The 20,006-nt window shown below is 56.6% G+C and carries 16 protein-coding genes and 1 pseudogene; 9 read left to right on the top strand and 8 right to left on the bottom strand.

Features of this window, described 5'->3' with window-relative positions; all coding sequences use genetic code 11:
* The 7 genes and pseudogenes from DCO47_RS06800 to DCO47_RS06770 all read left to right on the top strand — a co-directional run.
* Positions 1-379, top strand: a pseudogene (locus DCO47_RS06800) (DUF2345 domain-containing protein); the annotation flags it as partial.
* Entirely contained in the window at positions 369-1,112 is a 744-nt protein-coding gene (locus tag DCO47_RS06795; protein WP_116657772.1) for a DUF4123 domain-containing protein, read from the top strand. The pseudogene DCO47_RS06800 and the gene DCO47_RS06795, both read left to right, overlap by 11 nt.
* Positions 1,109-5,947: an RHS repeat-associated core domain-containing protein gene (locus DCO47_RS27510; RefSeq protein ID WP_064364372.1), complete on the top strand. Its 4,839-nt coding sequence runs from the start codon at positions 1,109-1,111 to the stop codon at positions 5,945-5,947. The genes DCO47_RS06795 and DCO47_RS27510 overlap by 4 nt, the downstream gene beginning before the upstream one ends.
* Positions 5,944-6,360, top strand: coding sequence for a hypothetical protein (locus tag DCO47_RS06785; protein ID WP_064364373.1), 417 nt, complete (start codon positions 5,944-5,946; stop codon positions 6,358-6,360). Before DCO47_RS27510 ends, DCO47_RS06785 begins: the two co-directional genes overlap by 4 nt.
* Before the next feature lie 374 nt (positions 6,361-6,734).
* Positions 6,735-7,958 carry a hypothetical protein gene (locus tag DCO47_RS06780; RefSeq protein WP_231982450.1) on the top strand — a complete coding sequence of 408 codons (1,224 nt, stop codon included), beginning with the start codon at positions 6,735-6,737 and terminating at the stop codon, positions 7,956-7,958.
* Positions 7,959-8,136: 178 nt separating this feature from the next.
* Positions 8,137-8,424 (top strand): barstar family protein, encoded by a 288-nt coding sequence (locus tag DCO47_RS06775; protein ID WP_064364374.1) that lies wholly within the window; start codon positions 8,137-8,139, stop codon positions 8,422-8,424.
* Between the two features lie 107 nt (positions 8,425-8,531).
* The gene (locus DCO47_RS06770) at positions 8,532-8,876 is read left to right on the top strand and encodes a hypothetical protein (protein WP_071174496.1); all 345 of its coding nucleotides are present in this window, start codon (positions 8,532-8,534) and stop codon (positions 8,874-8,876) included.
* Positions 8,877-9,000: 124 nt separating this feature from the next.
* On the opposite strand, the gene DCO47_RS06765 is transcribed toward DCO47_RS06770, so the two are convergent.
* Positions 9,001-9,723 (bottom strand): tellurite resistance TerB family protein, encoded by a 723-nt coding sequence (locus tag DCO47_RS06765; protein WP_064364376.1) that lies wholly within the window; start codon positions 9,721-9,723, stop codon positions 9,001-9,003.
* 178 nt (positions 9,724-9,901) lie between these two features.
* Entirely contained in the window at positions 9,902-10,087 is a 186-nt protein-coding gene (locus DCO47_RS06760) for a hypothetical protein (protein WP_016771524.1), read from the bottom strand.
* A 403-nt stretch (positions 10,088-10,490) separates the two neighbouring features.
* Between DCO47_RS06760 and DCO47_RS06755 the strand changes: the two genes are divergently transcribed.
* Positions 10,491-12,119 carry a glucan biosynthesis protein D gene (locus tag DCO47_RS06755; RefSeq protein WP_064364377.1) on the top strand — a complete coding sequence of 543 codons (1,629 nt, stop codon included), beginning with the start codon at positions 10,491-10,493 and terminating at the stop codon, positions 12,117-12,119.
* Between the two features lie 177 nt (positions 12,120-12,296).
* Here the strand turns inward: DCO47_RS06755 and DCO47_RS06750 are convergent, their stop codons facing one another.
* The 3 genes from DCO47_RS06750 to DCO47_RS06740 all read right to left on the bottom strand — a co-directional run bounded on the left by DCO47_RS06750 (position 12,297) and on the right by DCO47_RS06740 (position 15,975).
* Positions 12,297-13,403, bottom strand: a complete 1,107-nt coding sequence (locus DCO47_RS06750; protein ID WP_041478189.1) for an NADH:flavin oxidoreductase/NADH oxidase — start codon at positions 13,401-13,403, stop codon at positions 12,297-12,299.
* A 265-nt stretch (positions 13,404-13,668) separates the two neighbouring features.
* Positions 13,669-15,378 (bottom strand): single-stranded-DNA-specific exonuclease RecJ, encoded by a 1,710-nt coding sequence (gene recJ / locus DCO47_RS06745; RefSeq protein WP_065615862.1) that lies wholly within the window; start codon positions 15,376-15,378, stop codon positions 13,669-13,671.
* A 54-nt stretch (positions 15,379-15,432) separates the two neighbouring features.
* The gene (locus tag DCO47_RS06740; protein WP_007908961.1) at positions 15,433-15,975 is read right to left on the bottom strand and encodes a YaeQ family protein; all 543 of its coding nucleotides are present in this window, start codon (positions 15,973-15,975) and stop codon (positions 15,433-15,435) included.
* A 146-nt stretch (positions 15,976-16,121) separates the two neighbouring features.
* Here DCO47_RS06740 and DCO47_RS06735 point away from each other — a divergent pair, with 146 nt between their 5' ends.
* Positions 16,122-17,321, top strand: a complete 1,200-nt coding sequence (locus DCO47_RS06735; RefSeq protein ID WP_116657771.1) for a CaiB/BaiF CoA-transferase family protein — start codon at positions 16,122-16,124, stop codon at positions 17,319-17,321.
* A 222-nt stretch (positions 17,322-17,543) separates the two neighbouring features.
* On the opposite strand, the gene DCO47_RS06730 is transcribed toward DCO47_RS06735, so the two are convergent.
* The 3 genes from DCO47_RS06730 to DCO47_RS06720 all read right to left on the bottom strand — a co-directional run bounded on the left by DCO47_RS06730 (position 17,544) and on the right by DCO47_RS06720 (position 19,887).
* The gene (locus tag DCO47_RS06730) at positions 17,544-17,825 is read right to left on the bottom strand and encodes a DUF3509 domain-containing protein (RefSeq protein ID WP_016771530.1); all 282 of its coding nucleotides are present in this window, start codon (positions 17,823-17,825) and stop codon (positions 17,544-17,546) included.
* A 163-nt stretch (positions 17,826-17,988) separates the two neighbouring features.
* Entirely contained in the window at positions 17,989-18,396 is a 408-nt protein-coding gene (locus DCO47_RS06725) for a response regulator (RefSeq protein ID WP_042606921.1), read from the bottom strand.
* Between the two features lie 117 nt (positions 18,397-18,513).
* Entirely contained in the window at positions 18,514-19,887 is a 1,374-nt protein-coding gene (locus DCO47_RS06720) for a transporter substrate-binding domain-containing protein (protein WP_064364380.1), read from the bottom strand.
* Positions 19,888-20,006 lie beyond the last annotated feature (119 nt).

The raw sequence follows: 20,006 nt of genomic DNA, 5'->3' as shown, positions 1-20,006 counted from the left end.
CCACCTCACCGTCGGCGTGAATCAGCACATCAAGATCGGCACCGGCCAGTTCATCGACGCAGGCCAGGAAATCCACCTGAGCAGCGGCATGAAAGTGGTCATGGAAGCCGGCGCCGAACTCACGCTGGTGGGTGGTGGCAGCTTTATCAAGATCGACGCTGGCGGCGTGACCCTGAGCGGGCCGGTGATCAACATGAACTCCGGAGGCAGCCCGGGCAGTGGGACTGGTGCGGCGCCGTTGATGCCCGGTGTGTTGAAACAAGCCGACGCCGACAAGGCCGGCCAGGTCCTGACCCCGGCGCAGATCAACACCCTGAAACGTAACGCGCCGTTCTGCGAAGAATGCGAAAAATGCAAGGCAGGTGCCTGTGCCATCTGAACGAATTTCCCCCAAGGACTGGCTGGCGCAACAGCCGCTGCAAAGCGGCGAGCGCCTGTACCTGATCGTCAGCGCCGCCAGCGACGCCGACGCACTGAAAACCCTGTACCTCACCGAACCCACCGCCCAGCTCCTGCCGATCTGGGGCGGCACGCCCTACTCCACCTGGCAACCGGTGATGCCCTACCTCACCGAGCTCAAGCCGAATTCGGCCTTCCTGCCCTGGATCGCCGAAACTGATGCGCTGGACTGGGGCTGGCTGGCGACATCGCGATCAGCGCCGAACGAAGTGTTCGAACATTTGCGCAGCCTGACGCAGGTAAAAATGCCGGACGGCACCGAGGTGTTTTTCCGGTTTTGGGATGGGCGGCATATTTATCCGATCCTGCGGGGGCTTGGGGAGAAGGCCGGAGAGGTGCTGCCGGTGTTTGAGCGGTATCTGATTAATGGACAAGCGCTGGAAGTGGGCACGCGGGTCGTGCCGAAGGTGCGGGACTGGCCGTGGTGGGAGGTGCCGAAGGAGTTGCTGGATGGGTTGATGGCAGAAAATCCATCCACCGTTATCGGCAACATGCTGCAGTGGCTACAGGAGGAACACGCCGATCTGTATTTCTCCTTTCCCGAATCGAACCTGAAACAAAAAGTGGCGCGCTTTGTTAAACGCACGCCACTCACGGAAGAAAACTTTACCGGGCTGTTGAAGGCCTATCTGGAAAAAGAGGTGGTGGTATGAGCGTTTTAATGGGCGGGATCGTTGGCGGTCTCACAGCAAAACAACCCGATGCTCAGGCCATCATCAACGACTTCAAGAAGTGCCTGAAGGATTACCGCGAGCATGCCGAAGCCTGGTACGGCGGCATTCTGGATGCGGAGCAGCAATTCAAAGTCGGTGACGAAGTTGGCACGGCTGACAAGGACAGCAAGAAGGAAAATACCCTTTATGCCAACTGTCCTGCGAACGGCAAGCTGGTGCTGATCCATAGTTTCGAGTCCGCGCGCTTTGTGCCGATCGGCAATACGCCAGTTCAACTGACACCGGTCGTCAATGGTCGCTTCATCGGCAAAAACGAAGTTGGACCGACCATCAATAAAACCATTGATGCATCAGGGATTCTTGAAGTTTCAGGCCTTACTCCCAATCAGCAATACAAAATCACCTTCTTCCCGAATCCTACGCGTGCCCAGATCGACAGTTTATTCAACTCCTACCAAGGTGTGATCGGCGAGCTGGGTGGCTGGCTACAAACCCAATGGAGCACCAGCTTCCTGCCGCTCTGGCAAGCTCACACCGATGCCTCCCTTGGAGGTCGCGCCTTGCAGGAGCTGGAAGCGGCCTGGGAAGGCTTCATGAAAGCGATTATGGGATTGTGGGGCGATATCAAAAGTCTCTACGACCTCATCGCCCATCCTCGCGAAAACTACGAGAAGCTGAAAAACTTTTTCACTGAAGAACAGATCAAGAAAATTTACGACGCCTCTGCCGACGCTATTCACACTGCTTTATTGATCGCGAGCGATGAGCCGTTGATGTGGATATACGTCGCGGCCATCGTGGCCTGGGTGAAAATGCTGCCGCCGCAGACTTGTACCGAAGTGCTGGCGCAAATGTCGACAGAGTTCCTGCTCAACATTTTGATCGGCGTTGTCTTGACTGGTGGTCTTGGCTTGGCCGTACGCGTGGGTACAAAGGCCGTCAAAGGGGTACAAAGCAGCGGCAAAGTCATAAAGCTGATTGAAGACTTCACCGGCATGTTGATGAAAGTCAGCAAGTCCAAAGCGACGCCCCATACCGAAGCATCGAAGCCGTTGCTACTCAATGGTGATTCGAAATTCAATCCGGCACGCAAAGCGGATGTTCAGATTGCGCCCCCCAAACCCGCCGAAACGGCCACAGCTCCTAAAAGCAGGCCACCGATCACTGGCGGAAGTGATTCGAATTTCAATCCGACACCCAAAGCGGATGTTCAGATTGCCGCTCCCAAACCTGCCGAAACCGCGACAGCTCCGAAGAGCAAGCTACCGGTCACCGGCGGAAAACTGGAATCCGATGCGCAGATTCAAACCCGTAAAAAAGATGAGCCAGCCTCACGGATCGAGCAAGTAGAGACCGTCGACAACGCCCCCGAACAGCCGAAGAACCCAGCAAAAAAACCTGCACAATGCGTCGACGACACATGCTCAGACGGCGAACCAGTATCGATGGTGACCGGTGAAGAGTTACTGACGCTCACCGATGGGGAACTGGGTGGCCTGCTGCCTTTTGAGTGGACACGCCTATACCGAAGCAGTGCAGTCGAAATTGATAGCCGCCTCGGCTATGGCTGGAGTCATTCGCTGTCTCATCGCTTGCAGATCGACGATGAGGGTGTGCTGTGGACGGACAACGAGAACCGGCAAACCCGTTTTCCGATGCCCACGGAACAGCGGCCGGCCATCACTAACAGCCTGGCTCAGGCAGCGATTTATCTAGGTAATGAACCCGGCGAACTCATTTTGACCCAAGCCGGGGCAAAAACCCGCTTCTACCATTTCCGTGCCGGTCGACTGACCGCGATCAGCGATGCTTACGAAAATCGTCTGCACATCAGTTATGACTTCGTTGATCGTATCCAGCGCATAGATAACGGCGCAGGGCGCGCCCTTTTGCTGCGCTACGAAGACAGACACATCGTTGCTGTCGACCAACAGCAACAACGCCACGAATACAATGAACGCGGCGAACGCCAAGACCCATGGCTGACGATTCATACCCTCGTCACCTACCGATACAACGCACTCAATCAACTGATTTCTTCCACCAATGCGATCGGCGAAACCGAGCATTACCGCTACAACGATCAGCACGTCATCCTTGAGCGACAAATGGCCGGAGGGGCTAGCTTCTTCTGGGAGTGGGAGCGTGAAGGCAAGCTGTCCCGATGCGTGCGTCATTGGGCCAATTATGCGCAGATGGAAGCGCGTTACGAGTGGGACGATAAAGGCTCGGTCATTGTCCATAACGCTGACGGCAGTGAGCTGGTCTATGTGCATGACGAAAATGCACGCCTGGTCAGTGAGACCGCGCCCGACGGTGGTGAAACGCAGAACGCTTATGACGATCAGGGTCGACTGATTGCTGTTAAAGATCCCATGGGAGCGATCACCGAGTATCAGTACAGCGATGCCGGACGCTTGATTGCAGTGATTCCACCGGAAGGTGTTCCGACGCGTTACAACTACTTCAACGGTCAACTTATTGATGTCCAGCGCGGCAAGGCCCGCTGGAAATACGAACGCAACCGTCAGGGCGATATCACCCAACAAACCGATCCTGACGGCAACGAGACCTTCTACAGCTATGACCGTCAGGGACGCTTGCTGGAGATCCGTCACTCCGACGGCAGTCGTCATCAACTGGGCTGGAACAACCTCGGCCAATTGCTGGAAGAACGCCTGCCGGATGGAGGTCAACGCAAGTATCGCTACGATGCGCTCGGCCGGCAAATCACTCGCCAGGACGAATTCGGAGCGATCACCCAATACCAATGGGATGTCGTCGACCGCCTCACTCAGGTCACCCTGCCCGGCGGCGCCACACGTGCGTTTACCTACAACCCGTATGGCCGCGTCACCGCCGAACGCGACGAGCTCGGGCGGATCACCCGCTACGAATACGCCGACAACCTGCACCTCGTCAGCCGCCGGATCAATCCCGACGGCAGCCAACTGCGCTATCGCTACGACAACTCGCAACTCAACCTCACCGAGATCGAAAACGAGCGCGGCGAACGCTATCAACTCGATTATTACTCGAACGGCCTGATCCAGCAGGAAACCGGTTTCGATGGTCGACGCACCGCGTACGAGTACGACCTCAACGGCCAACTGCTGAAGAAAACCGAGTTCGGTGACGACGGTAGTGAACTGGTTACCGAATACCAGCGCGATGCCGCAGGCCGTTTGCTGGTCAAGACGCTGCCCGATGGCGAAGAGATTCATTACAGCTACGACGCACTCGGTCGCCTGGTAAACGTCGACGACGGCCATTGGCCGCTCGCTTATGAATACGACGTGCAAGATCGCTTGATCACCGAACATCAGGGCTGGGGCACCACGCGTTACGCTTACGACAAAGTCGGTCAGCTCAGCCACTGCCGTCTGCCCGATGGCTGCACGCTCGATTACCGTCATTTGTCCGGTGGACGGCTGAGCAGCATCGACCTCAACGGCTCTCGCCTGACCAGCCACCAGTTCAACGCCGGTCGCGAGCAACAACGCCAACAAGGCTTGCTGCTTAGCCAATACCAATACGATGAACAGGGCCGACTACAGGCCCACAGCGTCAGCCAACGGGACAAGCACCTGTTCCAGCGTCGCTACAACTACGATGCCAACGGCAACCTCGCCGGTATTAACGACAGCCGCAAAGGCAACCGCAGCTATCACTACGATCCACTCGACCGACTGATCAGCGTACGCGGCGCCATGCCAGAGAGCTTCGCTCACGACCCGGCAGGCAACCTCCTCGGGCAAAATGACCTGCCCGCAGCCAACCTCGCCAACGTCAAAGGTAACCGCCTGCTCATGCAGGGCGACCGCCACTACGACTACGACGCGTACGGAAATTTGATCCGCGAGCGTCGCGGCAACGGCCAAAAGCTCATCACCGAATACCGCTACGACTGCCAACACCGCCTGATCGGCGTAAGCCTGCCGGGTGGCAGCACCGCAAGCTACAAATACGACGCCTTCGGCCGCCGCATCGAGAAAACCGTCGACGGCCACACCACTGAATTCCTCTGGCAAGGCGAACGCCTCATCGCCGAAAGCGCAGAAAAACGTTATCGCAGCTACATCTACGAGCCGGGCAGCTTCCGCCCGTTGGCGATGCTCGACGGCGAAGGCCCACTAAAGGCTGCCCCGTTCTACTATCAACTCGACCACCTTGGCACTCCGCAAGAGCTCACCGACTACAGTGGCGAAATCATGTGGTCGGCAAAGTACCGCGCCTACGGCAATCTCGCAGCGCTGGATATCAGCGAAATCGATAACCCGCTGCGTTTTCAGGGTCAGTACTTCGACGTCGAGACAGGGTTACATTACAACCGCCACCGCTACTACAATCCGAGCACTGGGCGGTTCTTGACGCCGGACCCGATCAAGCTTGCGGGTGGGTTGAACAGCTACCAGTACGTGCCTAACCCTACGGGGTGGGTGGATCCGTTGGGGCTGGTGTGTAAACAGACAAACGGTGCCACTCCGAAAAAGCCTCCGCAAAAAACGACCCCGCCCGAGGTTGGCGAGACACTTAAATTTGAGCATTTCGAGCAAGCGCGCAATAAGGCACTTGAATGGCTTGAAAGCAATGGATTCAAAGCAGAAAAGCCAACCATTGGGAAGTTTGGTACAAATGCCGGGAAGGTTGTAGGCATGCAAACCGCTGACGGCAAGACTGGCTATCGAATCGAATATGATGAAAGAAGCGGCGCACATATAAACGTTTGGTCAGGAAAAAAGCCAGCACCACATTACCTTTTCAATGCAAGCGAAAAAACCGTATTAAAATTACTAAAGGCATTTAAAAAATGAGCTACTTCGACGAAGAACTTGAGAAAGAATTGTTAGAATCCAGCATTAACTACATGAAACTTAACAATGATGCGCATGACAACGCCGTCTCACATATCAATAGAAATTTTCCGTTTATTGGATCAAAAATCGCTTGGAGCTCACTTCCCAACAGCATATCGCATTCAAAAAACACTATTAACAAAGCCATTGAAGAAATTTCAGAAAAAGCAAAAGACCTCAAAATAACTGAGATTACCTTTATCGGCGACTCGCTAACAGAGAATGCTTACAAATTCCACACCGCCGATCTTAAAAAAATAATAATGACATTCTCTGAAATACCGCAACACACCTATTTTTTCTCCGAGCAGTTTAGTTTGATAGGTTGCATAAGCAGCGAGGGCGAAATCAATTTTAGTGAGACCACTTAAACATGACACATAGCAGAAAAATAGGGGAAATCGATTTTCTATTGAAATAAATCCGCCCCCATTTGCGCCATTCAATCAGAGAAAACAAATATAAAAAACAGGATAATCACACTCATCATCGAAGATACTCTGAAAGCACTCGCAAACATTGAATTTACCTTGATTTTTCTACAAAAAATGGGAAGTTACTATAGCGACAAACCGGTTAAAGAATATCAAAAACTACAACCGAGCTCATTAACGATGACACGTCACTCAGCGACCAATCCAAGATCAAAAAATCATCAGCAAAAATTTTGCCCCAATTCCTGGTGAGGATTGACATGAATGACATAGAGCGTCATGTGGAGGGAATTGAATTCTGGAAGCCTTGAATGATTAGCCGTACGAAGAAATCGGCTGGGCCGCCTGATACGCGTGAAAAACACATCACTGAAACCTTCAAGGCGACTGTCAACTTAAACTCCCCATTCAAGAATAATGAAAAACAGAAAACTTATGCTCAACGCATAATCACCAGATCACATCTCTGCGACCACTCTCACGGATTAAATAACCAAAGGACTGTTATCTTGAAACACTTGAGCCGCACTCTCGCCTTGCTTTTAGCCTTCACCTTCTCCCTAAGCGCAATCGCGCTGTCACTACGATCCGAACAACGTCCCGACGGCACAACTGCCTTGTTGCTCACAAACGAAGCCAGTCCAGAACGGGCTTCCAAGCTTAACCAAGACCCGGCGGTTCGCTCTGCACTCGTTAATTTTTTTGGGTACCAAACCGGAAGTTACACCAATGACAATACGATGATCGTGCAGCAGGTTCTTGAAGCGCTCGATTCGGAAATGTCGACGTTTGTTGATGGTGTGCCTTCCGGCATAAAAGTAATCACCGCCATGGACGACGGTAATAATGGATTTGAGCGCGGCGCATTGCTGCTGGACGACAAGGGGCAGTTGCTCGCCGTAGGACTGGTCAATGGCCACTGCACCGTCAAGTCTCGCGAGGAACCATTGACTTGTAACGATGCGCCGGAAACCGTGCTGACCATTTTCCAGCCAGAAGGCGCCGGCAAGTCTGACGCCGATGCTTTGATCCCCTGGAGTAAGCAACTGCCTCCTATGATGGCGCTGTGGGCGGAGAGTGACGATCCAGAACGCCGAGCCGCTGCGCAGAAGATTGCCCACGTTGAGTACATCGTGACTCAGCCGAAACAGGGAGCCTGGACTGCGGCTCAATTACCTTCCGATTTTCCAAAAGCGATGCTGCCGTTGCTTCCGCAGCGAGCTCACTTGATTGGCGCCGGCGCTCACGGTGTCTTTACGACACCGGGTATGGAGGGCACGTCAATTGACGGTGACTGGGACAAAATAGCCGGACGCCCTCAGCATGAATATGAGGTCATTCTCAGGACTTTTACCGAATACGCGGATGTTATCGACTTCTATCAGCAACATGCAAAGGACGCCGAAGTCAGCGGCAACGAGCGCAAAGCGCTCGTTGAAGGCCGCATCAATGGTGGTACCTATAAAGTAGAAATCACCAATAGAAAAGAAGCCGGCACAGTGATCACGTTTTCCGCTTGGCGGCAGGAGGTCTAATTCATCTCTGAAGACAGAGCGATCATGTGGTCGCTTTGTCTTCTGAGCAAAAGGGACTGAGTAAAAGAGGACAGATTTCTTTCTTCAAACTGAATATAAATCTGTCCCCTTTTCTTAAGGCAGGCTGCTCAGAGCTGATGGGCGCTGTCAGCCCAATAGGAAAGTGGAAATAACCTGAATGATAATTGAACTTGACGGCCTATCCATTTCTTCCGAGCAGGATTTCCACAAGCGGATAGCTTCTGCATTTTCTTGGGCTCAGTACTATGGAAACAACCTAAATTCTCTGTGGGATTTGCTCAGTACGGACGTGGAGCGTCCGATTGAAATAGTATGGAAAAATTCGAAAGAATCTGAACAAAGCATGGGCGAAACTTTTAAAAAAATGATATTTATATTCGAGCGAACAGAAAATCAGGACATATCCCTGGGCTTAGATGAAAAATTCGAATACAAATTAAAGTAAAAAAATTGATACTTGCCAGCGCATTTATTCAACGCTGCAGTAAGCACGATTATCGTTTGAATGATCAGAGCAAAGTATTCACGAATGCAAAGATTCGGAGAGACCCAATGAGATCAAAACTCGAATACAAACTCCAACCCATCCGAGTACCAAGCGGCTGGACAATAACAATCAACAATCTGTTTGAGGTGGAGCTGACACCGGAGACTTGCAACTGGTTCTCTAGTTCGGTACTGATCGGAGGAGTCCGCCAGAGTACCGGCCATTGCTTTGACACGAGAGTCGAGCCCGAAGGGGATCCCGACGGAGAATTTGTGATTGATATGCTAACGATCGAATACGATAGAAGAGGTGAGCCAATCAAAAACTCCGAAAAGTTTCTAGGTGAATTCAGAACCAAAAGCAAAATCGAATTCATTGAAAGAATTGAAGATTTTATGATTGAGGCTTGATTACATCATTGTTCACGAATCAAAAAGATTAAAAACGGCTTTCCGAGCTAAATCTGTATTGACGCCTCAATAAGCGACACAGGAAAAATCGCAGCACAACACTGCGATTTCTCACCCCATAGAATCAATCTGCCGCCAACCGCACCTGCCTCTCCAACTCCACCTTCAACCCCGGCTCCAGCTTCAACTGCCGTGCCAGTTCATCCAGATAGCTCTTCTCCATAAAATTCTCCTCATCCACCAGCATCACACTGGCGATGTACATCTCCGCCGCCATTTCCGGCGTGCTTGCCGCGCGGGCGACGTCGGTGGGGTCGAGGGGTTTGTTGAGTTCGGCGTGGAGCCAGTGTTGCAGCTCCTGGTCGTTGTCGAGTTTGGTGAATTCGCCTTCGATCAGTTCGCGCTCGCGCTCGTCGATGTGGCCGTCGGCTTTGGCGGCGGCGACCAAGGCTTTGAGGATTGCCTGGCTGTGCTGCTCGACTTGCGCGGGTGGCAGGCGGTCGAGGGTTTGTGGTTCGCGTTGGGGTGCGCTGCCTTTCTGGGCGTTGTAGTTGCCGTAGGCCTTGTAGGCCAGCACGCCCAGCGCGGCGAGGCCGCCGTAGATGGCGACTTTGCCGCCGACCTTGCGGACTTTTTTGTTGCCAAGCAGCAGGCCCATCGCGCCAGCGGCCAATGCGCCGCCGCCCGCGCCGGAGAGCAGGCCGCCGAGGCCGCTGGAGCCTGACGAGCCGCCGAGCAAGCCGCCCAGTCCGCTGGCAGCCGACTTGTTGGAAGCGCCACCAGTCTTGTTCTGCAGCATTTCCTGCCCGGACTTGAGCAGTTGATCGAGCAATCCACGGGTGTTCATGTTCCGTCTCCAAACAAGGGTTATCCGGATCTAAGGCCCTCAGCCTAGTTCGAAAGTGCCCGACCCCGACCTGCGAGTGTGCTTCGAGATGTTGCTCGCCACTCAGAAGGGCATGTTTCAAGCGTTACCCAATTGAAAAGGGGCAGGCCTCTCGGCCTGCCCCCTTCTCCCCTCCCCCTTAGAATCGCGAAACACTGCGCATCGCATCCACCAAATACCGCATGGCGATCCGGTCGCTCTCTGACAGCTCTCGATAACGTTCCACCAGTTTCAGTTCCTCGGAGTTGAGGCGGCGTCTTCTGCGCCCGCCGCCCAAGCAAGGGAAGATGCCTAACATTTCGGTGATGCCTTGTATTTTTGCCATGGACGATGTCCTTCTCTATTGAGTCAAGAAACTGCTGAACCTCACATCGCCCTGCCTCTTCGAGCAGCGTCGTGTGCCCCGCCGGCACGAAGGCTTGTATCCGGTCTTGCCCATAGAATAGGAATTAAATCGGCGTTGAAAAGTGGTTTTTAGAGTAATTAATCGAAAAAAGCAGATATGCCCTCTAAATCAGAGAGCCCTGTCAGAAAAATTACAGACATGTCTTGTTTCATTGCCAGATGACACGGTGCAAACAACCCTTTTTGCCCGACAATCGAACCGATTAAGCTAGCGGGCATCTGTTTATAGTCCGTTGCGTTTGGCCGAAGGCATGACCGAACCGTAATTTCCGATCCGACACGTGCCAGGAAAGGCGCGGGATTGCACACGACAGGTTGTATTTATGCACCGCAGGAATTTGCTCAAAGCGTCCATGGCCATTGCGGCCTATACCGGTCTTTCCGCGTCGGGCCTGTTGGCCGCTCGCGCTTGGGCGGCCAATGGTGGCGCCGCCGATGGCGAGGCCCAGGCCTTCGATTTCGAGTCGTTGAAGCGTCAGGCCAAGCAGCTCGCCGGCAATGCCTATCAGGATACGAAACAGGTATTGCCGCCGACCCTGGCGACCATGACTCCACAGAATTTCAACGCGATCCGCTATGACGGCGAGCATTCCCTGTGGAAGGAGAACAAAGGCCAGCTGGATGTGCAGTTCTTCCACGTCGGCATGGGTTTCCGTCAACCGGTGCGCATGTACAGCGTTGATCCGAAGACGCGCATGGCTCGCGAAGTGCATTTCCGTCCGGCGCTGTTCAATTACGAGAACACTTCGGTCGACACCCAGCAGCTCAAGGGCGACCTGGGTTTCGCCGGTTTCAAACTGTTCAAGGCGCCGGAGCTGGATCGCCATGACGTGGTGTCGTTTCTCGGCGCCAGCTATTTCCGCGCAGTCGACGCCACTGGCCAATATGGCCTCTCCGCACGCGGCCTGGCCATCGACACCTACGCGAAGAAGCGCGAGGAGTTTCCCGACTTCACCAAGTTCTGGTTCGAAACGCCGGATAAAAACGCCACGCGTTTTGTGGTCTACGCCCTGCTCGACTCGCCGAGCGCCACTGGCGCCTATCGCTTCGACATCGATTGCCAGGCCGAGCGCGTGGTCATGGAAATCGACGCGCACATCAACGCTCGAACCACCATCGAGCAACTCGGCGTGGCGCCGATGACCAGCATGTTCAGCTGCGGCACCCACGAACGTCGCATGTGCGACACCATTCACCCGCAAATCCACGACTCCGATCGCCTGGCCATGTGGCGCGGCAATGGCGAGTGGATCTGCCGTCCGTTAAACAACCCGGCGACGCTGCAATTCAACGCATTTGCCGACAAGGACCCGAAGGGCTTTGGCCTGGTGCAGACCGATCACGAATTCGCCAACTATCAGGACACTGTCGACTGGTACAGCAAACGCCCGAGCCTGTGGGTAGAACCTACAACCGCCTGGGGCGAAGGCTCTATCGATCTGCTGGAAATTCCTACAACCGGCGAGACGCTGGATAACATCGTCGCGTTCTGGACGCCGAAGAAACCAGTGGCTGCCGGTGATTCGCTGAATTACGGTTACAAGCTGTACTGGAGCGCACTGCCACCGGTGGGCACGCCACTGGCAAGGGTGCACGCGACGCGTTCGGGCATGGGCGGCTTCACCGAGGGCTGGGCGCCGGGTGAGCACTACCCGCCGGTCTGGGCCCGGCGTTTTGCCGTGGACTTCACCGGTGGCGGCCTCGAGCGCCTGCCACAGGGCACCGGGATCGAGCCCGTGATCACTTGCTCCAACGGCAAGGTGCAGGACTTCAGCGTGCTGGTGCTGGATGACATCAAGGGTTATCGGATTCTGTTCGATTGGTACCCGACCAATGACAGCGTCGAGCCAGTGGAACTGCGCTTGTTCATTCGCACCAACGATCGCACGTTGAGCGAGACCTGGCTGTACCAGTATTTCCCGCCGGCGCCGGACAAGCGCAAATACCCTTGAGGTTATAAGGCGGCTGTTCTGGCGTCATTCGCGAGCAGGCTCGCTCCCACAGGGGTCCGCATTCCTATTGTGGGAGCGAGCCTGCTCGCGAAGAGGTCCGCCTGACAACGCAAACTTGTGCCGAATAGAAAAGCCCCGACCACCACCGGCTCGGGGCTTTTGCTTTCCAGCCTTCAATCAATCACGCAAATCAGACTCATGAATCGGCTGATCGCGATGGGTCGCGCGTTGGTATTGCGCCGGCCACACCGCCTTGCGCCCGCCCAGATCATCATCGGCGTGTAGCGGCCAGTACGGATCACGCAGCAGCTCGCGGGCGAGGAAAATGATATCGGCCTGGCAGGTGCGCAGAATGTGCTCAGCCTGCGCAGGCTCGGTAATCATTCCGACAGTGCCAGTGGCAATGCCTGACTCCTTGCGTACACGCTCGGCGAAGCGTGTCTGATAACCCGGCCCGACCGGAATCTCCGCGTTGGCCGCAGTCCCGCCCGACGACACGTCGATCAGATCCGCGCCAAGGGTGTGCAGACGCCGCGCCAGCTCCACGGTCTCATCCGGATTCCAGCCATCTTCAACCCAATCGGTCGCCGAAACGCGGACAAATACCGGCAGTTCTTCCGGCCACACCGCCCTCACCGCTTCTGTGACCTGCAGCACCAAACGGATGCGATTCTCGAACGAACCACCGTACTGATCGCGGCGTTGATTGCTCAGCGGCGACAGAAACTGATGCAGCAGATAGCCATGCGCGGCATGCACCTCGACCACGCTGAAACCGGCCGTCAGCGCGCGTTTGGCCGCGTCGACGAAGGCCTGGATCACTTCAGCGATCTGCCCTTCATCCAGCTGTTTCGGCTGCGTATGCTGCGGATCGAAAGCAATCGGCGATGGCCCGACCGGGGTCCAGCCGCCATCTTCGGGTTTGACGCTGCCATGCTTGCCGATCCACGGCCGGTGAGTGCTGGCCTTGCGCCCGGCATGGGCCAGTTGAATACCGGCGACCGCGCCCTGGGCGGTGATGAAGCGGGTGATGCGTTGCAGCGGAGCGATCTGTTCGTCATTCCACAGGCCGAGGTCTTCGGCGGTAATGCGCCCGTCGGCAGTGACCGCCGTGGCTTCGGTGAAAACCAGCCCGGCACCGCCCACCGCGCGGCTGCCCAAGTGCACCAGATGCCAGTCGTTGGCCAGGCCGTCGACGCTGGAGTACTGGCACATCGGCGACACGGCAATGCGGTTGGGCAGGGTCAGTTGGCGAAGGGTAAAGGGTTCAAGCAGCAGACTCATGGGGCACCTCTCGAATCAGTGGGCAGGCTCCAGGGTTCTGTTTGAAAAGTCGACGAGTGACAGAAAAAGGGTGCAGCACCCGCCCCCGCGGGCAAAAATTCGACAAGACGTCACAAGGCCAATCAAGCAGTGCTTAGAGCCTAGTCGACAACCGGGGATGAAGGAGGGTTCAGAGTAATTCAGTGTGTGAGGATGCTTCGCGAGCAGGCTCGCTCCCACATTTGGAATACATTCCCTGTGGGAGCGAGCCTGCTCGCGAATGGCGTCAACGCGGTTCGATGTGAGCAATCATCAACTGCACAGTCTCGTTGCCACGAAACTCGTTAACGTCAAGTTTGTAGGCCAACTCGACCCATTGAATCGTCGGGTTCGGCCAGATATCCCGATCGATCCCAAACGCGATGCCATCGAGTTTCACCGAGCCGCATTCGCTTTTCAGCACCACTTTCAAATGCCGTTCGCCAACCACGCGCTGCTCGACCAGCTGAAACACGCCATGAAACAGCGGCTCGGGAAAATGCTGCCCCCACGGCCCGGCGTGGCGCAAGGCGCGGGCCAGTTCGAGGTGGAACTCTTCGACGGCCAGCGTGCCGTCCGACAACATGCGCCCGGTGAGGTCTTCCTCGCGAAGTTGCCTACGCACTTCGGCGTCGAATGCCTCGGCGAACAGCGGAAAATTCTCCTGCGGCAAGGTCAGACCAGCGGCCATCGCGTGACCACCATATTTGGCGATCAGGTTTGGATGCTGCGCCGCGACCACGCTCAGCGCATCACGTATATGGAAGCCCTGCACCGAACGACCGGAGCCCTTGAGCAAGCCATCACCAGCATCGGCGAAGGCAATGGTCGGGCGAAAATAGCGTTCTTTCATGCGCGAAGCGAGAATGCCGATCACACCCTGGTGCCACTCCGGATCGAACAGGCACAGACCAAACGGCATCGATTCGACCGGCAGATCCTTGAGCTGCGCCAGGGCTTCACGCTGCATGCCCTGCTCGATGGATTTGCGATCCTGGTTCATGCCGTCCAGTTGTGCAGCCATTTCCCGGGCCAGATTGGCGTCGCCGGTGAGCAGGCATTCGATGCCCAGGCTCATGTCGTCCAGACGTCCTGCGGCGTTGAGGCGCGGGCCGACGATAAAGCCAAGATCGGTGGAAGTGATCCGCGCCGCCTCTCGCTTGGCGACTTCGAGAATCGCCTTGATCCCCGGCCGCGCCCGCCCGGCGCGAATCCGCTCCAGACCTTGATGCACGAGGATACGGTTGTTGGCATCCAGCGGTACCACGTCCGCGACGCTGCCCAGCGCCACCAGATCCAGCAGCTCGCCAATGTTCGGTTGCGGTTTGCTCTCGTACCAGCCGAGGCTGCGCAGGCGCGCGCGCAAGGCCATCAATACATAGAAAATCACCCCGACGCCGGCCAGTGCCTTGCTAGGAAACTCGCAGCCTGGCTGGTTCGGATTGACCAACGCGTCGGCCTGCGGCAGTTCATCGCCGGGCAAGTGGTGGTCGGTGATCAGCACTTTCAGCCCGGCGCGCCTGGCCGCCGCGACGCCTTCGACACTGGAAATGCCGTTGTCGACGGTGATCAACAATTGCGGTTCGCGGGTCAACGCAACTTCGACGATTTCCGGAGTCAGGCCATAGCCGTATTCGAAACGGTTCGGCACCAGATAATCGACATGCGCCGCGCCCAACAGGCGCAAACCGAGCACACCGACGGTGCTGGCGGTGGCGCCGTCCGCGTCGAAGTCGCCGACGATCAGAATGCGCTGGCGTTGCTCCAGTGCCGTCACCAGCAGGTCTACCGCCGCATCAATGCCTTTGAGCTGCTGAAACGGGATCAAGCGCGCCAGACTTTTGTCCAGCTCCGCCTCCGACTGCACGCCCCGAGCCGCGTAAAGCCGGGTCAGCAGTGGCGGCAGATCACCGAGAAAAGGCAGTGTGGCAGGCAATTGGCGAGGTTCGATACGCATGGGGTGACGGAGGCTTCTCTTTGGTTCGTGGGAAATATCGGCGGTGTCGCGACTTTAGCCGCGCTCACCTTGCAGCCATTGCAACTGGACTTCGTGCTGACCGCGATCGTCGGTGACGAAGATCGTGCCTTCGCTGATCATCACGTCCCACTTGATGACGCGCGGCATGTCCTTGGCCAGGGTTTCCAGCACTTCCTGCGGGACGGCAGCGATGTTGACGTTTTTCAGATTCTTGATCGCCGGGATCACCTTGGTCTCCCACACGCGCAGGCTGCCGTAGGCCAGCAGGCTGGTGCGTTCGGTGCGGCGCGAGCACCAGGTCAGGCGGTCGGCGTCCGGCTGGCCGACTTCGATCCAGTGCAGGACGCGGTCATCCAGGCTCTTTTCCCACAAGGCCGGTTCATCCACGTCTGACAGACCACGGCCGAACGACAGCTGCTCGTTGTACCAGAGCGCGTAGGCCAGCAGCCGCACAGTCATGCGTTCTTCGGTCTCCGAAGGATGACGGGCGATGGTCTGCTTGACGCTCTCGTAGACGCTGCGGTCGAGGTCGGTGAGGTTCAGTTCGAATTTGTAGGTTGTGGACGGCTGGGCCATGAACGGGCTTCTTGATACGAGGAAAGTCGGCAAGTCTAACCGATGCCACAGGCAATCATCGAATTGATGGCACTCAAGCTGCGGCGTCGGACAGCCGGCTATGTTAAAACCCTCTATCCGCTCAGCCTTGTCCTACAGGATTTCGCATGCCGTTCACCAGCAAACCGCTCTCGGGTCTGAAAGTCATTGAATTGGGTACGCTGATCGCCGGGCCTTTTGCCTCGCGCATCTGCGGCGAGTTCGGCGCCGAAGTGATCAAGATCGAATCGCCGGACGGCGGTGATCCCCTGCGCAAATGGCGCAAGTTGTACGAAGGCACCTCCCTATGGTGGTTCGTCCAGGCGCGCAACAAGAAGTCGCTGACCCTCAATCTGAAACACCCCGACGGCTTGGCGATCCTGAAACAGCTGCTTGGCGAAGCCGACATCCTCATCGAAAACTTCCGCCCCGGCGTGCTGGAAAAACTCGGCCTGAGCTGGGAAACCTTGCATGCGCTGAACCCGAAACTGGTGATGGTGCGCCTGTCCGGTTTTGGCCAGACCGGGCCAATGAAGGATCAGCCAGGCTTCGGCGCGGTTGGCGAATCCATGGGCGGCCTGCGGTACATCACCGGTTTCGAGGATCGGCCGCCGGTGCGCACCGGGATTTCCATCGGCGATTCAATTGCCGCGCTGTGGGGCGTGATTGGTGCGTTGATGGCTTTGCGTCATCGTGAGGTCAATGGCGGACTTGGCCAAGTGGTCGACGTCGCCCTGTATGAGGCGATTTTCGCGATGATGGAAAGCATGGTGCCGGAGTTCGACGTCTTCGGTTTCATCCGCGAACGCAGTGGCAACATCATGCCGGGCATCACGCCCTCCTCGATCCACACCAGCGCCGACGGCAAGCATGTGCAGATCGGCGCCAATGGCGATGCAATCTTCAAACGGTTCATGCAGGTCATCGGGCGCGACGACCTGGCGAACGACTCGGTACTGGCCAGCAATGACGGCCGCGACAGTCGTCGCGACGAGTTGTATGGCGTGATTGATCGCTGGGTCAATTCCTTACCGCTGCAGACCGTTCTCGACTTGCTCAATCAGGCCGACGTACCGGTCAGCCGGATCTTCAGCGCCGAGGACATGCTCAACGATCCGCAATACCTGGCGCGGGAGATGTTCCTGCATGCCAAGCTGCCGGACGGCAAGGATTTCAAGATGCCCGGCATCGTGCCGAAACTCTCCGAAACGCCGGGTTCGTCGGAGTGGGTCGGACCACAGCTTGGCGAACACAACGCGCAGGTGCTTGGCGAACTGGGCTACGACGCGGCGCACATCGCCAGGTTGCGTGAAGACGGAGCCATTTAAGCACCGCTGTGCACTCTGGCTTTCGACCAACCCAATGCGCAGTGAGCAAACGCCAGGCAAAAAGAAACCCCGAGAAGTGGGGAGACGACTCGGGGTTAAACGTGGTCTGCTTCGAGACCCGTAGCAGCAAGCGACAAGCACCGGAGCACAATGCTTGATCCTGCTGTTATGGGGTCTGACTGACAGGGATGCAGGAAGGTTCCCACAAAACATATTTCATCTTTACAGGGCCGGACGCTTGTCCAGTGCCGCATTGCGCAACGCCGCGATGACGCAGGGTTCCAGCCGTCCTTCGGCGATCATCACGTCGCGGTGCAGGCCGTCCACCACATCTGTCAGCAAGCGCTTGTCGCTCAACTGGGCCTGATTGAATTCGCGTTCCACCACAATGGCGCCGCTGCTGTTCTTCAGCGTCACCAGACATTCACCATGGCTGCCGCGAGGGGTCAGCGTCACCTGATACGGGCTCAGAGCCTCACCGAGCAATAGACTGATACTTTCCATCTCGATCTCCACTCAATAGTCCGAAAACACAGTGCCTGGGGCGTGTTCACATTAAATGACCACCGGCCCGAGAAGAAAGTTCTGCCTCTCGCGCCCCAATCTCGTGGGGGCTGCGTCTGACAGAGCATGCACGGCGAAGATGACAGAAAAATAACCGTCCCCTTCAGGCCTCGATGAGTTCCGGCGGCGAGATCAGATAACTGTCCAGCAGGCCCCTCATCAACACTGCCGAGACCGGCGTTTGCAGACGCCCCAGCAGGCGCAGTCGTTGTTGGCGAAGCACCGGTTCCAGGTCAGTCAACAGGCTCTGCGCGACCGACCCCAGCAGAATCAGCGCCCGTGCCTCATGGTGCGCGGCCAGATGGTGGATCAGGGCCAGGCCATCCCCACCCTTGAGTTGCGGATCGCAAATGGCGATATCGACCGCACCGCGGTGCCCCAGGGAACATAAGGCTGACGCTAACGAGGGGGCGGTCAGGACGTCGTAGATGCCGATGGCATTGAGCATTTGATGCAATGCCATCAGCTGGAACGGATTGGGTTCAAGAATCAGGACTTTAAGCGAGCGCATGGGCGACCTCTGGAGCGATCATCGCGGACTCTCACCGCAGTTGTCGTCCACTCTAGGCCAGGCGTCTTAAGCCTCCCATCAGAAAAGTAGTCGCGTCTTGCAGGACATTTCCCTTCTTCAATGCAGACATCGGCAGCCGCTCTCAGTCCGGCGTTGAGTGATGTCGGTCCAGCCACCCAACAAGCCGCGCAATTTGCCGTCACCGCTGTAAAACGGCACCGTCCACTGATAGACCTCACGTGGGCCGCCATTGAATAGCAGCTCGCGCTTGCTGAAGCGCGACTTGCGAGTCTGCAGCTGCGCGATGAACTCATCGTGCAGCATCCGCGCGGTCGTTTCGGGAAACGCATCGACCTCGATCAACAACCGCCCCTGCATCTGGTCCAGGCGCACCGACAGCGCCTCTTCGTAACTGCGGTTGCAGATGATCAGACGCCCCTGGAGATCGCGCACGAACACCGGATCCGGCATGGAATCGATCAGGGCATGTTGAAACGCCAACTGATCACCCAACTCCTTCTCCGCCTCACAGCGCAACTTGATCACCGCCGCCAGACGCCTGTTCCACACCAGCGACAGTATCCCGAAAACACCGATCACCCCCATCGCCCAGCATCCCCATTCAACCAACTGCTGCCAGATCGATGGCACGGGCGCCGGTGAAATGCCTTCGAGCCACTTGAGCCGGATCGCGCGCAACTCAGCGGCCGGGAAAGCTTCCAGTGCCTTGTTGAGAATACTCAGCAGCTCGGGCATGCCTTTTCGTACAGCCAGGTGATCGGCTTCCCACTTGCCCTCCACCAAGCCACCGACTTTGAGCATGCCCAGCGGATAGAGCTGCGCGCCGATTTCGTTTTCGATCGTGGCGTAGGCTTCACCACTTTCAACCAGCGCCCGGGCTTCGGCGTAGGTTTTCACTGAGCGTATTTCAATCGAAGGGAAATCACGCCGAATCACATCTTCCAGTGCGTGCCGGGCAGGTAGCACCAACACGCGCTTCGCCAGTTGCTCGAAAGAGTCCACCACTGGCGCATCCGCATGGCCGACAAAAACCCAGCCCGCACCACCGAAAGCGTGGCTGAAATCAAGGAACAGCTTGCGATCATCGCTCATGGCCAGGGTCGTACTGATGTCCGCGACCCCGCTTTGCAGGCGTTCGAGCATGTGGTCGGTGGAAAAGGATTCCTGATGCTCGAATTGCAGCCCGGTCATCGCGGTGACACGCTTGAGCACGTCGTTGTTCAGACCGTTCCACTGCCCGTGCTCGTCCTGAAACAAATACAGCGGGTATTGCACTGATGCCACTGTCACCTTCGGGTTTTCGCGAATCCATTGACGTTCGCGTGCGTCCAGTTCGACAGGCTGCACATTGACGGGCGCATTCGCCTGATCAAGTACCATTTGCGCTGCCATGGCGCTGTGCATCCACCCCAGCACCGCCGACAAAAACAACCAGCCCAGTGCCGGTTTCAAACCTCTGTAAAACAGCATTGCCATTTCCTTCGTGATCGACTCACCCGTCCTTCGTGGGTGAAAACCCGAGCAGTGTGGCAGCAGAAACAAAAAAGCCCGTCAGGAGACGGGCTTCAAAATGTGACAGCTTTTTCAGG

Source organism: Pseudomonas sp. NDM (genome assembly GCF_003105095.1).
In the GTDB taxonomy this organism is placed as follows: Bacteria; Pseudomonadota; Gammaproteobacteria; order Pseudomonadales; family Pseudomonadaceae; genus Aquipseudomonas; species Aquipseudomonas moraviensis_A.
Note: the sequence above shows the minus strand (reverse complement) of the source record. Positions and strands in the feature narration are given on the sequence as shown.

Coding starts and splice junctions, on each gene's coding strand:
- DCO47_RS27510 (WP_064364372.1), top strand. CDS start 1,109: ATGAGCGTTTTAATGGGCGGGATCGTTGGCGGTCTCACAGCAAAACAA.
- DCO47_RS06785 (WP_064364373.1), top strand. CDS start 5,944: ATGAGCTACTTCGACGAAGAACTTGAGAAAGAATTGTTAGAATCCAGC.
- DCO47_RS06780 (WP_231982450.1), top strand. CDS start 6,735: ATGATTAGCCGTACGAAGAAATCGGCTGGGCCGCCTGATACGCGTGAA.
- DCO47_RS06775 (WP_064364374.1), top strand. CDS start 8,137: ATGATAATTGAACTTGACGGCCTATCCATTTCTTCCGAGCAGGATTTC.
- DCO47_RS06770 (WP_071174496.1), top strand. CDS start 8,532: ATGAGATCAAAACTCGAATACAAACTCCAACCCATCCGAGTACCAAGC.
- DCO47_RS06765 (WP_064364376.1), bottom strand. CDS start 9,723: ATGAACACCCGTGGATTGCTCGATCAACTGCTCAAGTCCGGGCAGGAA.
- DCO47_RS06760 (WP_016771524.1), bottom strand. CDS start 10,087: ATGGCAAAAATACAAGGCATCACCGAAATGTTAGGCATCTTCCCTTGC.
- DCO47_RS06755 (WP_064364377.1), top strand. CDS start 10,491: ATGCACCGCAGGAATTTGCTCAAAGCGTCCATGGCCATTGCGGCCTAT.
- DCO47_RS06750 (WP_041478189.1), bottom strand. CDS start 13,403: ATGAGTCTGCTGCTTGAACCCTTTACCCTTCGCCAACTGACCCTGCCC.
- recJ (WP_065615862.1), bottom strand. CDS start 15,378: ATGCGTATCGAACCTCGCCAATTGCCTGCCACACTGCCTTTTCTCGGT.
- DCO47_RS06740 (WP_007908961.1), bottom strand. CDS start 15,975: ATGGCCCAGCCGTCCACAACCTACAAATTCGAACTGAACCTCACCGAC.
- DCO47_RS06735 (WP_116657771.1), top strand. CDS start 16,122: ATGCCGTTCACCAGCAAACCGCTCTCGGGTCTGAAAGTCATTGAATTG.
- DCO47_RS06730 (WP_016771530.1), bottom strand. CDS start 17,825: ATGGAAAGTATCAGTCTATTGCTCGGTGAGGCTCTGAGCCCGTATCAG.
- DCO47_RS06725 (WP_042606921.1), bottom strand. CDS start 18,396: ATGCGCTCGCTTAAAGTCCTGATTCTTGAACCCAATCCGTTCCAGCTG.
- DCO47_RS06720 (WP_064364380.1), bottom strand. CDS start 19,887: ATGCTGTTTTACAGAGGTTTGAAACCGGCACTGGGCTGGTTGTTTTTG.